At 69.3% G+C, this 11,040-nt stretch carries 12 protein-coding genes; 5 read left to right on the forward strand and 7 right to left on the reverse strand.

Annotation, left to right across the window (positions count from 1 at the left end; genetic code table 11):
• Positions 1-24 precede the first annotated feature (24 nt).
• Both NOV86_RS11440 and NOV86_RS11445 read left to right on the forward strand, forming a co-directional pair.
• The gene (locus NOV86_RS11440) at positions 25-786 is read left to right on the forward strand and encodes a GNAT family N-acetyltransferase (RefSeq protein ID WP_267641525.1); all 762 of its coding nucleotides are present in this window, start codon (positions 25-27) and stop codon (positions 784-786) included.
• 101 nt (positions 787-887) lie between these two features.
• Positions 888-1,301: a universal stress protein gene (locus NOV86_RS11445; protein ID WP_267641526.1), complete on the forward strand. Its 414-nt coding sequence runs from the start codon at positions 888-890 to the stop codon at positions 1,299-1,301.
• Positions 1,302-1,304: 3 nt separating this feature from the next.
• Here NOV86_RS11445 and NOV86_RS11450 read toward each other — a convergent pair whose 3' ends face one another.
• Both NOV86_RS11450 and NOV86_RS11455 read right to left on the reverse strand, forming a co-directional pair.
• The gene (locus NOV86_RS11450; protein WP_267641527.1) at positions 1,305-2,252 is read right to left on the reverse strand and encodes a phosphotransferase family protein; all 948 of its coding nucleotides are present in this window, start codon (positions 2,250-2,252) and stop codon (positions 1,305-1,307) included.
• A gap of 110 nt (positions 2,253-2,362) precedes the next feature.
• Positions 2,363-3,541 carry an MFS transporter gene (locus NOV86_RS11455; protein ID WP_267641528.1) on the reverse strand — a complete coding sequence of 393 codons (1,179 nt, stop codon included), beginning with the start codon at positions 3,539-3,541 and terminating at the stop codon, positions 2,363-2,365.
• Between the two features lie 173 nt (positions 3,542-3,714).
• Between NOV86_RS11455 and NOV86_RS11460 the strand changes: the two genes are divergently transcribed.
• Both NOV86_RS11460 and NOV86_RS11465 read left to right on the forward strand, forming a co-directional pair.
• Positions 3,715-4,203 (forward strand): universal stress protein, encoded by a 489-nt coding sequence (locus tag NOV86_RS11460; protein ID WP_267641529.1) that lies wholly within the window; start codon positions 3,715-3,717, stop codon positions 4,201-4,203.
• Positions 4,204-4,315: 112 nt separating this feature from the next.
• Positions 4,316-4,765: a hypothetical protein gene (locus NOV86_RS11465; protein WP_267641530.1), complete on the forward strand. Its 450-nt coding sequence runs from the start codon at positions 4,316-4,318 to the stop codon at positions 4,763-4,765.
• A gap of 91 nt (positions 4,766-4,856) precedes the next feature.
• On the opposite strand, the gene NOV86_RS11470 is transcribed toward NOV86_RS11465, so the two are convergent.
• From NOV86_RS11470 to NOV86_RS11485, 4 genes are all read right to left on the reverse strand, one after another.
• Positions 4,857-6,020, reverse strand: a complete 1,164-nt coding sequence (locus tag NOV86_RS11470; protein WP_267641531.1) for an acyl-CoA dehydrogenase family protein — start codon at positions 6,018-6,020, stop codon at positions 4,857-4,859.
• A gap of 85 nt (positions 6,021-6,105) precedes the next feature.
• Positions 6,106-6,942, reverse strand: coding sequence for a DUF8054 domain-containing protein (locus NOV86_RS11475; RefSeq protein ID WP_267641532.1), 837 nt, complete (start codon positions 6,940-6,942; stop codon positions 6,106-6,108).
• A 73-nt stretch (positions 6,943-7,015) separates the two neighbouring features.
• Positions 7,016-7,735 carry a type 1 glutamine amidotransferase gene (locus NOV86_RS11480; RefSeq protein WP_267641533.1) on the reverse strand — a complete coding sequence of 240 codons (720 nt, stop codon included), beginning with the start codon at positions 7,733-7,735 and terminating at the stop codon, positions 7,016-7,018.
• Positions 7,736-7,950: 215 nt separating this feature from the next.
• Complete coding sequence (locus tag NOV86_RS11485) at positions 7,951-8,727, reverse strand: alpha/beta fold hydrolase (RefSeq protein ID WP_267641534.1); 777 nt, start codon at positions 8,725-8,727, stop codon at positions 7,951-7,953.
• A 91-nt stretch (positions 8,728-8,818) separates the two neighbouring features.
• Here NOV86_RS11485 and NOV86_RS11490 point away from each other — a divergent pair, with 91 nt between their 5' ends.
• Positions 8,819-10,021: an HD domain-containing protein gene (locus tag NOV86_RS11490; RefSeq protein ID WP_267641535.1), complete on the forward strand. Its 1,203-nt coding sequence runs from the start codon at positions 8,819-8,821 to the stop codon at positions 10,019-10,021.
• A gap of 269 nt (positions 10,022-10,290) precedes the next feature.
• Here NOV86_RS11490 and NOV86_RS11495 read toward each other — a convergent pair whose 3' ends face one another.
• Positions 10,291-10,911 carry a DUF4013 domain-containing protein gene (locus NOV86_RS11495; protein ID WP_267641536.1) on the reverse strand — a complete coding sequence of 207 codons (621 nt, stop codon included), beginning with the start codon at positions 10,909-10,911 and terminating at the stop codon, positions 10,291-10,293.
• Between the last annotated feature and the right edge of the window lie 129 nt (positions 10,912-11,040).

Consider the following 11,040-nt stretch of genomic DNA (forward strand, 5'->3'; position numbering starts at 1 on the left):
TCGCCATCCCGTCACTAGTCCTCGATGACCAGTCCCCACGCCACCGCGGTCGACACCAACATGGTGGCCGCCTTCGTCGCCCTCTCGGACCACACCGGGTCTGGCACGTCCCGGTCGTTCGGCGACCTGACGGCCGTCGCGACCGACGTCCCGGTCGCCTTCTTCAACCCGGTGTTCGTCTTCGAGCCGCCGACCCGGGACGACCTGTCCCGCGCGGTCGCGTGGCTGACCGACCAGGGCGTCCCACTCCGCGTGGTGGTCGCCGACTCCGCGCTGGGCGCGACGGAACCGGTGGCGAGCGACCTGGGGCTCGAGCGAGCCGACAGCCCGCAACCGGGGATGGTGCTGCCGTCGCTCGATGACGTCCCCCGGCCCGGGTCCGCGCTCGACATCGAGGTGGTGACGGACACCGGCGGAATCGACGGGTTCGTGACGGTCACCGCGGCGGCCTTCGGGATGCCGGTCGACGTCGCCCGGCAGGTCGCCCCGGCGTCGATGCTGTCCGACGAGCAGGTGCAACTCCTGCTCGGCCGGCTCGACGGCGAGCCCGTCGCCTGCGGGCTCCTCGTCCGGAGCGACGACGTGGCGGGCGTCTACAACGTCGGCGTGACCGAGCCGTACCGGCGCCGGGGGTTCGGCGAGGCGATGACCCGGGCCGTGCTCCGGGCCGGCCGCGAGGACGGCGCCGAGGTCGGCGTGTTGCAGGCGTCGGAGATGGGGTACCCGGTCTACGAGGCGATGGGGTTCGAGACCGTCGTGGAGTACCACCAGTTCCATCCCGCCTGAGCGCTCGCCGACCCGTGAGTCTCTACCTGTCTGCATCCCGGCCTCGACCGGCCCCGACCGGCGAACCACGCGGTTATCCTCTCTCGGGTCCTACATCTCGCATGTACCAGCGAATCCTCGTCCCCACCGACGGCAGTGCCGGCGCGGAACGCGCCACCGAGTACGCGCTCGAGCTCGCCGAGCGCTACGACTCGGCGGTCCACGCCCTGTTCGTCGTCGACACCGCCGTCTACGACGAACCGGCACTCTCCAGTACGGAACTCGTCATCGACGACCTCGAGGACTGGGGGGCGGAGCTGTTGAACGAGATGGCCAGCAGGGCCCACGAGGCCGGCCTCGACTTCGAGTGCAAGCTCTGTCACGGCCGCCCGCACGAGGAGATCCTCTCCTACGCCGACGTGGTCGACGCCGACCTCGTCGTGATGGGCTACCAGGGCCAGAGCCACCGGAAGCGCATCGGGAGCGTCGCGGACCGCGTCGTCACCGAGGCCGACCGGCCGGTGCTGACGGTCTGAGCGTCACCGCCGCGTCTCGCCGCCGGTGAGGTCGTCCAGTCCGTCGAGGACGAACTCGCGCAGCCACGTGGCTCGCTCGCTGGTCGTCTCGGCGTCGTGCTGGTTCTGGAGGTAGAGCGCCTGCAGGTACGAGACAGAGATGAGGACCTCGTAGCAGCGGCGCCGGTCGTCGACCCCCGGCGGGAGCGCCCGGACCGACTCGTAGCCCTCGCGGAACGCGGCGAACAGCTGGTCGTCCTCGTGCGAGAGCAGGGGCAGCGCGGTCCGCCAGAGGTCGTACTCGCCGGGGCCGACCAGCGCGTGCTCGAAGTCGACGACGCAGGTGACCTCCCCGTCGCGGGTCGCCACGTGGTCCGGCAGGTAGTTCCCGTGACAGAGGACGGGCTCGCCACAGCCCGAGAGCGCGTCGGGGTGTTCGCGGAGGAACGCGATGGCCGCGTCGGCCACGTCGACGTGCTGGCAGGCGTCCTCGTGGTCGGCGAGGTACTCGCGGATCGACTCGAGGTGGCGTCGGAGGGTCCCGCCCCACGTCGCGTACGCGTCGACTTCGAGGCCGTCGGCGGTCGCTCTGGGGTGGCCGGGTCGCTCGAAGTGCCCGGCCGTCTCCGCGTGCAGGGTCGCCAGCCCGGCGCCCATGGTTCGCGCCTTCTCGACGTCACAGTCCGGCCCCGGCGAGGCGTCCTCGTGCCAGGCCGCGACGAAGTGGTCGGCGCCGACCGCGAGGATCTCGGGGACGGGAACGGTCGTCGCCTCGGCGACGAACTCGTACACGCGTGCCTCGGTCTCGGGGTCGCCCTGCGGCCCGGTCGCCAGTTTGCAGACCGCGCGCTGGCCGTCGACCGTGACCGCGTCGGTCTGGTGGGGCGGCACCTCGTGGAGGCGGTCGCCGACGTGGAACTGGTCGAAGTGCTGTGCGAGTGCAGACTCGATGGTGGGTTCGCTGGCTGTCATGGGTTCCACCGCGTGACGGGCGGCGGCCGGCCATAGCGGCGAGCCGGTGCTGCTGCTATGGCCACAGAAGACGACCAGACGTTTCGCGGGCGGCGACTTGAATATTGTCCTCAGTAGCCCAGGCCGAACACCCTGTTCACCACCAGCGCGAGGAACACCAGCGAGAGCAGCGCGATGAGCATCCCCATCGCGGCCGCCCAGCCGAACCCGTCGGCGACCGCCCCGGTCGCGACCGAGCCGACCGACCCGAGGACGCCGTAGACCGTCCGGACGAGGCCGAACCCGGCGCCCTGCTCCGCGTCGTCGAGGTGGTCCATGAACCGCGGGAGGAGCGCCCCTCCCCAGCCGAGGCCGGTCCCGATGAGGAGGAGCGCGGCCACGAGCGCCACCACGCCGGGGACCCCCACGAGGAGGGCGAACCCGACCGCGGCCAGCAGCAGACAGGCCGCCGTCGAGACCTCGCGTCCGAAGCGGTCGGAGGCCGCCCCGACGCCGACCGAGGTCACCGCCTGGACGACGAAGTACGCCGAGAAGACCGCCCCGGCGGTGGTCTCGGACTGGCCGCGGTACTCGACGAGGAACGTCGGCAGGAACGAGGCGGTCGCCTGCCAGACGAACGCGCCCCCGACGGCGACCGCCACGGTGAAGGCGATCTTCCGGCGCGAGAGCAGTTCGAGCATGGGTTCGAGTTCGAACCGGTCGCGAACCGGCTGGTCGGGACGGCGCGGCGCCGTGGGCTGGACCCGCCACGCGAACAGCAGGAAGATGGGGAGCGCGGCGGCCGCCCCGAGCGCGACGGCGGGCCGCCAGCCGTACCGGACCCCGACCCAGGCGGCGGCGACCGGCGCGACCAGCCCGGCCGCCGGCCCGCCCGCGTTGTGGAACCCCAGTGCGAAGCCGGTCTCGTCGTAGGTCCGGGTCAGCAGCGTCGCGGCGACGCTGTAGTGGAGCCCGGCCACGGCGCCGAGCAGCACCGTCGCGAGGACGAAGACGGCGAACAGCGGCGAGAGCGCGAGCAGGACGCTCGCGACCGCGGTCCCGCCGACCGCGACGAGGATGATGGGGCGTTCGCTGTAGCGGTCGGCGAGCACCCCGCTGGGGAACTGGGCGGCGAAGTAGGCCATCCACAGCCCGGTGAGCGCGAGGCCGACCAGCGACTTCGAGACGTGGAACTGGTCGGTGATGGCCGGGACGACGGGACTGATGACCAGGCGGCCGGCCATCGTCGCGAAGAACGCGAGCGTGCTGAGGACGAGGACGGTCCGACGGTAGGGCCAGGTGACGGTCATCGAGTGCAGTGAGTAGCTACTCGTCACAGATGTCGACCCAAGAGGCCGTCGGTTCCGGAGTGTGAGAGACTCTCTGGCCCGCCGGACCGACATGAACTTTCGATACAAATTTTTACTCGGAACTGAGTAAATAGTTCGGAATCTTTATGTCGCTCGGGGAACTACGGACGTGTATGCAGACCAGTACCGCTTCCAAGCAAGCACAGGCAGGTTTCGAGACAATCTTCGTCGCACTCGGCCCCAGCGACCACGACCGCGTCGAGCGACTCGCCGAGGAGGTCGTCGACCTCGCCGGCCCCTCCGACGCCCGCGTCGTCCTCGGCCACGTCTTCACGAAGGAGGAGTACGAGGAGCGCCGCGAGCTGCTCAACTACGACCCCGACGCGGAGGTCACCCCCGACGTCGTCGCCGAGCGGTTCGACGTCGCCCGCGACCTCGGCGACCGACTGGACGCCGCCGGCATCGACCACGTCGTGCGTGGCGGCCTCGGTGAGTACAGCGACGGTATCGCCGAGCTGGCCGAGGAGGAGGGCGCCGACCTCGTCGTCGTCGGTGGCCGCAAGCGCTCCCCGACGGGCAAGGCCGTCTTCGGCAGCACCGCCCAGGAGGTCATGCTCTCGGCACACTGCCCGGTCACCTTCGTCCGCGCCGACGCGGCATAGACGACTGCCTCGTCATCCCACCTGCTGGCCCCGTTTTTCGACCAGCGCTCCAGGTGAGACACCGCCGTGGTCGAGCAGAACTGATTTCTGACAGCGTGCTTCCCACGAACCTATGGACCGACGCACGCTCGTCGAAGGCCTCGGCTGTGTCTTCTGTGGCCTCACCGCGGGGTGTCTCACTGCGGACGACTCCGGGTCGACCGCGGAGATCGCGCTCCTGGAACTCGAGAACCATCGACGGGACGAGAGCCAGGAGTTCTCGGTCGAGATAGCGGCCGACGAGGTCGTCTTCGAGCGGTCCCCTCGCCTCGGCCCCGCAGGTTCGGGAACCGCTGCGGTAGCGTACGAGAATCCGGTCGAACCGGGGACCTACACCGTGAACGTGGCCGCAGCCGGCCGTTCCGTGACGGCGGAGACGAGCGACCTCCGGACAGCCGAGCACTCGTGTCTCCGCCTCCAGTGCTACCTCGGCGAGACGACACTCCACCTGGAGCATGGAACGTACGAGCGGTGTGACCGACCACGGACGGAGAACACTGTCCGGTACCAGGAGAGCCGTTGAGGACCGGGACTGCGGGTCCTTCTCGGACTTACTCGAACGCCGCGATGCCGGTCGGCTCACCGGCATCGCCACATCTCTCGTAGCCCTGTGGCTACTCGAAGGCGGCGATGCCGGTGAGGTCCTGCCCGAGAATCAGCGTGTGGATGTCGTGGGTACCCTCGTAGGTGTACACCGTCTCCATGTTCGCCATGTGGCGCATCGGCGAGTAGTCCGACGTGATGCCGTTGCCGCCGAGCATCTCGCGGGCCACGCGGGCCTGGTCGCGGGCCATGCGGACGTTGTTGCGCTTGGCCATCGAGACGTGCTGCGGGCGGAGGTCGCCGCGTTCCTTGAGGTCGGCGAGGCGGTGGGCCAGCAGCTGGGCCGTGGTGATCTGGGTCGCCATCTCGGCCAGTTTCTCCTGCTGGAGCTGGAAGCTCGCGATGGGCCTGTCGAACTGCTCGCGGTCGGTGGCGTACTCGCGGGCGACCTCGAAGCAGTCGCGGGCCGCGCCGACCGCGCCCCAGGCGATGCCGTAGCGCGCCTGCGTGAGACACGAGAGCGGGCCCTTCATGCCCGCCACGCCGGGGAGGACGTTCTCCTCGGGGACGAACACGTCGTTGAGGCCGAACTCGCCCGTGATGGAGGCGCGAAGCGAGAGCTTCTCGGTGATCTTGTTGACGGAGAAGCCGTCGCGGTCGGTCTCGACGAGGAACCCGCGCACCGGGTCGTCCTCGCTGGACCTGTCGCGCGCCCAGACGACCGCCACGTCGGCGATGGGTGCGTTCGTGATCCACGTCTTCGAGCCGTTGAGGACGTAGCCGCCGTCGGCTGCCTCGGCGCGGGTCTCCATGCCCGAGGGGTTCGAGCCGTGCTGGGGTTCGGTGAGGCCGAAGCAGCCGATCTTCTCGCCGCGACCCATCGCCGGCAGCCACTCCTCTTTCTGTTCCTCGCTGCCGAAGGCGTGGATGGGGTACATGACGAGTGCCCCCTGCACGCTGGCCATCGAGCGCAGGCCGGAGTCACACGCCTCCAGCTCCTGCATGAGCAGGCCGTAGGCGGTCTCGGAGACGTTCGGGAGGTCGTACCCGTCGAGGTTCGGGGCGTAGAAGCCCATCTCGCCCATCTCGGTGATGATCTCGGTCGGGAAGGTGCCCTCCTCGAAGTGCTGTGCGATGTCGGGTTGCACCCGGTTCTCGACGAACTCACGGGCGGAGTCGCGGATCATCCGCTCCTCCTCGCCGAGGTCCGCCTCCAGGCCGACGTAATCGAGCATACGTCGGCTGGGTAGCGCGCGCAGAAAAGTACTCCTAATTCGTCGCAAGTGTTGCCGGATGCGCCGGGACGCCCGACTTCCGCGTTCAGCTCACGCGCTGTTCGAGCACGCGGTCGCCCGACTCCGCACAGATGAGCGCGACGACCTCGTAGGAGTTACAGCACGACTCGACGGTCTCCTCTTTCATCTCGACGGGACCGCCGCCGGGGCACTCCTCGAGGAAGATGCGCAGGCCGTTCAGCACCGCGCCGCGGGCGACGGGGTCGAGTTCGGCCCACTGGTCGGTCGCGGTCCGGGCGAGCACGCGCGCGCCCGCCACGTCCACGCGCAGCGCCGTCTGGGAGGGCCACTCGCCGACGCGCTGGGCGCCGCGCTGGAGGACGACGCCCTCGCCGTAGCGCTCGATGTCGTACTCGCCGTCGCCGTCGAGGCCGAAGACGGTCCGGACCTCCTCGGGGTCGACCTCGTCGGGCGTCTCGGCGAGGACGGCGTCCCACTCCTCGGCGAAGTCGGCGTTCAGGCAGAGGTCGTCGATGTCCTCGCAGGGTTCGATGGCGCCGGCCGCCGAGAGGAACGTCTCGGGTTCGACCTCGCGCACGTCACCGGCCTTCGGGAGCGGGTGTTCGGGTTCCTTGCCGAACCACGCCAGCAGCCACTCCGGCATGTAGCGTTTCGTCAGCTCGGGTGTGCCCGGCACCAGGTAGCCCCGGAGCCAGATGGCGGCGAGGCTCAGCAGGAAGACGACGAGGCCGAGCCCCGCCGCGGTGCTCGTGGCGAGTGCGGTGCTCGCGGCCGCCGCGACGACGACGCTCAGGACGACGGCGATGAGCGTGTTGACCGTCGTGCAGGGCCAGCAGCGGTTCTCACCCGTGTACTCGGGCTGTCGCAGGGCGTCGAGCCCGGCGGAGTGTGAATCGACCATACTCCAGAAAGTGGCCCGGACGAAAATAGGTCTTACTTTCAACACCTTGAAACGTCGAACGACCCGGCGCCGGTCAGTCCGACGCGGCCGTGGCGGTCGCGTCGTCCTCGACGCGGTCGACGTGTCGGACGTACGAGGTGAAGTTCTCGAACAGGCGCTTGGGCTCGCAGGCCTTCGCGTAGTTCTTCTCGGTGATGCCGTCGACGACCGCCTGCTTGCGCTCGTCGGACAGTTCGTCCTTGCCGAGCGTCACCTCGCGGGCGGTCTTCGTGTCGTACTCGGGGTGGAACTGCACGCCGAAGACGTGACCCTTGCGGAAGCCGTGGTTGCCGTAGTCGTTGCGGGCGATCTCGACCGCGCCGGGCGGCAGTTCGACGACCGAATCCGAGTGCGTCGTGAAGACGGTGTACTCGCCGTCGAGTCCGTCGAACAGCGGGTTGTCGCCGGAGAGCTGGACGGTACGGTACCCGATCTCGTACTCGCCCATGTCGGCGACCCGGCCACCGAGGGCGTCGGCGAGGAGCTGGTGCCCCCAACACACGCCGAGACAGGGCAGCCCTTCGTCCGCGGCGTCGCGAACCCACCGCCTGGTGGGCTGAATCCATGCTTCGTCCCAGTAGACGGACGAGCGTGACCCTGTGACGACGACGCCGTCCCAGTCGTAGTGGTCCGGCAGGTGGCCGTCTGTCGCGCTGAACTCCACGAGGTCGGCGTCGAGCTCCCGCCGGAAGTTGCGGCGGGTGTTCTCGTCGCCATGCGCGGCGTTCAGCAGTGCGATACGAACTCGACTCATCACGTATAGAAGGGTCACTTACCAATTAGTCAGTTACGCCTCGGCGAGCGTTTGCCGCCACCTCCGACCTAGGGCTGTAGGCACGAGGTGTAGGTGGCTGGCCCGGCTAGTATCCGCTGCCGTCGAGCAGACGGCAGAAGGCACTCCCCTCACCTGACAGCGTGTGCACCCCGCGGATTCTCCCCCCATCCGCGGTTTCGGGTGCGACTGTTCCGCTAGGCGTCGACCGCCTCGTCGAGGAACCCGACGATGCCGTCGTTGACCGGTCGGGACCGCTCGACGTGGACGAAGTGGCCTGCGTCGGGGTAGTGCTCCCGCTGCCCCCGCGGGAGGCCCTCGGCGAGGCGGTCGGCGGCTCCCGCCGACACGAGGCCGTCGGACCCGCCGTCGACCACCAGCGCCGGGACGGGTATCTCGTACAGCGGCGCCGCGTCGTAGTCCGCGAGCGCGGCTCGCTGGTGCTGCCATGCCGCCCGTCCCGTGTCTTCTGCACTCCGCCACGACGCGATACCGTCGAGGACCTCGGGCATCTCCTCACAGAACTCGGCAGAAAGTACCGCCGACAGCGTCTCCCGGCACGCCGACTCGTCCGCGGGGTCGGCGAAGAACGGCTCGGGGTCGTACTCGTCGCCGGCAGCCGCCGGCCCGACGAGCGTGAGGCTCCGGGCCCGGTCGTGCTTGCGGGCGTACTCCAGTGCGACCATCGCGCCGAGGCCACACCCCACGAGGTGGACCGTCCTCGCGCCGTGGTCCGAGAGGACCGCGTCGAGGTCGTTCACGAACGTCGCCATCGTCATGTCGCCACTTGGCGGGTCCGACCGGCCGGTCCCGCGCGTGTTCCACACCAGCGTCTCGTAGGGGCCCGCGAGGCTGTCGTACTGCCAGCCCCAGAGCCACGCGCCACACCCGATGTCGGGCACGAACGCGACCGTCTCCCCCTCGCCGTCGGTCTCGTAGTACAGCGTCGTCCCGTCCCTGTCTACCGTGGGCATGGTTCGTCGGAGGCGGGCCGACGACAAACCACTCACGGAGTCGCCCGACGCTTCGGGTTCCTTTTGAGTCGCCGACGTGTTCACTCGGCCAATGCACGCCATCAAGGACAGCGTCCACGACTACATCGAGGTGTCCGGCGTCGTCGCCGACCTGCTCGATACCCCCCAGATGCAGCGACTGCGCCACGTCAAGCAGCTCTCGACGGTGCGGCTCGTCTACCCCTCCGCGAACCACACCCGCTTCGAGCACTCCCTCGGCGTCTACCACCTCGCCCGCCGCGCCTGCCGCCACCTCGGCATCGACGGCTCGCGCGCCGAGGCGGTCCAGGCCGCCGCGCTCCTCCACGACGTGGGCCACGGCCCCTACGGCCACCAGACCGAGGGCATCATCCTCCGGCGGCTCGGCCGCCACCACGACGAGGTCCACGACCTGCTCGGGCAGGGCGAACTCGCACGCGTCCTCGAATCCCACGGCCTCCACACCGACACCATCGCCGACCTCATCGACGGCCAGGGGAAGTACGGCCAGCTGGTCTCGGGCGAACTCGACGTGGACCGGATGGACTACCTCGTCCGGGACGCCCACCACTCCGGCGTGCCCTACGGGACCATCGACCAGGGCCGGCTGCTCCGCGCGCTGACCTTCATCGACGACGACCTCGCGCTCTCGGCGGGGAACCTCGCCACCGCCGAGTCCATGCTGGTCGCCCGGGCCCTGATGAACGCGACCGTCTACCGCCACCACGTCTCCCGCATCGCCGGCGCCATGCTCGAACAGGTCTGCGAGCGCCTCCTCGACGAGACGCCGGTCTCCGCCGAGGAGTTCGCCCGGATGAGCGACGACGAACTGCTCGCGGCCCTGCGCCAGCACGAGGCGACCAGCGACGTGGCCGCCCGCCTCGCCACCCGCGACCTCTACAAGCGGGCGGTCTGGGCGGAACTCGACGACGTGCCGGACCGGGTGGTCGACGCCGACCACGAGACCCGGCGCGACCTGGAGGCGGAGATCGCCGCGGCGGCCGACGTCCCGGCCGAGACCGTCCTCCTCGACGTCCCGGGCCGCCCCTCGATGCCCGAGTCCTCCACCCGCGTCGTCGTCAACGGCGAGGTCCGCCGGCTCCACGAGGAGTCCCCGCTGGTCCAGGGCCTGCAGGCCGCCCAGTCCGTCCAGTGGCGGCTCGGGCTCTTCACGCCCGAAGAGTCCGTCGAGACGGTCCGCGACGTGGCCCTGTCCGTGCTCGACCTGCCCGACGCCGGCACCCGCCCGTCCGGGTCGCGGTCGTGGCCGGCCTGAGTTCGGTCCGCTCTTTCAGAAATTCGGGTCTGAACCCGCCGTACCTTCGTGTTAACCGACCTACACAGCCGATACGTTTACAATACTCCATCTCGCACTACTCGATGGGGTACGACACCCTGTATCGGATCAGTCGTTGCCTCCTGACCGATGTCCTGCTCGGCCGGGACCGAGTGGGAACTGGGATACGCCACTATCATTTCCTTTCCCTTTCACGACCCACGAGCCAGCGGCTCGCGTAACGTGACCCTCGAAGAGACAGCCCCGCCTCAGGCCGGCTCGACGATGCCGGCCGCGGCCGCCCGTTCGTACACCCGACCCCAGTAGGCCGCCTGGGCGTAGGCGGCGAAGGCACTCGCGAACAGTATCCCGACGCCGAGCGCCAGGACGGACACCATCGAGACCACCGCGAGCAGGATGGCCAGCGGAATGTACATCGCGACGTGCTTCGCGTAGAAGCCGGTGAAGGCGAACTCGGGGACGCGACTCGACGTGTACGTCTCGCCGATGTCCTCGGTGACGCAGTACACCGTGATGATGGCCGGCCCGACGTAGATGGCGACCAGCACCACCAGCACGTACACCGCCGGGTGGATGTACTGGATACTGACGACGCCGAGGATGCTCACCACCGCGACGAAGGGGAGCTGGGCGACGAACAGCCAGACCCCCTCCTTCAGCAGCTCGACGTAGTCGGTGTACTCGGGCTGTGGTTCGTCGCGGGCCGCGCTCCGGTACACCCGGAACACGTACCCGAACAGCACGAAGTACGGCACGACGAGGAAACTGACCAGCAGCGTCAGGCCACCCTTGAGGATGGCGCCCCACCCGTTCTCGCGGGGGTACGAGAGCGCGTACTCGAAGGGGTTCTGCTTGGCGTCGAGGCTCATGTGTCGCCCCCTGCCCGTGTCGGTGCCATCGCCGTCGTGTCGTCGGTCCGAAGCATCAGGCCGAGAATACCCGACCACCCTCTTAAACGTTCACGCCGGGTCCGGGACGGACGGAGAGAAGAGCCCGGT

The organism is Haloarchaeobius amylolyticus (genome assembly GCF_026616195.1).
Lineage (GTDB): Archaea > Halobacteriota > Halobacteria > Halobacteriales > Natrialbaceae > Haloarchaeobius > Haloarchaeobius amylolyticus.

Bases quoted from the DNA above. Each gene is read 5' to 3' on its own strand.
- NOV86_RS11450 (WP_267641527.1), bottom strand. From the start codon at position 2,252: ATGACAGCCAGCGAACCCACCATCGAGTCTGCACTCGCACAGCACTTC.
- NOV86_RS11485 (WP_267641534.1), bottom strand. From the start codon at position 8,727: ATGCCCACGGTAGACAGGGACGGGACGACGCTGTACTACGAGACCGAC.
- NOV86_RS11470 (WP_267641531.1), bottom strand. From the start codon at position 6,020: ATGCTCGATTACGTCGGCCTGGAGGCGGACCTCGGCGAGGAGGAGCGG.
- NOV86_RS11460 (WP_267641529.1), top strand. From the start codon at position 3,715: ATGCAGACCAGTACCGCTTCCAAGCAAGCACAGGCAGGTTTCGAGACA.
- NOV86_RS11440 (WP_267641525.1), top strand. From the start codon at position 25: ATGACCAGTCCCCACGCCACCGCGGTCGACACCAACATGGTGGCCGCC.
- NOV86_RS11445 (WP_267641526.1), top strand. From the start codon at position 888: ATGTACCAGCGAATCCTCGTCCCCACCGACGGCAGTGCCGGCGCGGAA.
- NOV86_RS11455 (WP_267641528.1), bottom strand. From the start codon at position 3,541: ATGACCGTCACCTGGCCCTACCGTCGGACCGTCCTCGTCCTCAGCACG.
- NOV86_RS11475 (WP_267641532.1), bottom strand. From the start codon at position 6,942: ATGGTCGATTCACACTCCGCCGGGCTCGACGCCCTGCGACAGCCCGAG.
- NOV86_RS11480 (WP_267641533.1), bottom strand. From the start codon at position 7,735: ATGAGTCGAGTTCGTATCGCACTGCTGAACGCCGCGCATGGCGACGAG.
- NOV86_RS11465 (WP_267641530.1), top strand. From the start codon at position 4,316: ATGGACCGACGCACGCTCGTCGAAGGCCTCGGCTGTGTCTTCTGTGGC.
- NOV86_RS11495 (WP_267641536.1), bottom strand. From the start codon at position 10,911: ATGAGCCTCGACGCCAAGCAGAACCCCTTCGAGTACGCGCTCTCGTAC.
- NOV86_RS11490 (WP_267641535.1), top strand. From the start codon at position 8,819: ATGCACGCCATCAAGGACAGCGTCCACGACTACATCGAGGTGTCCGGC.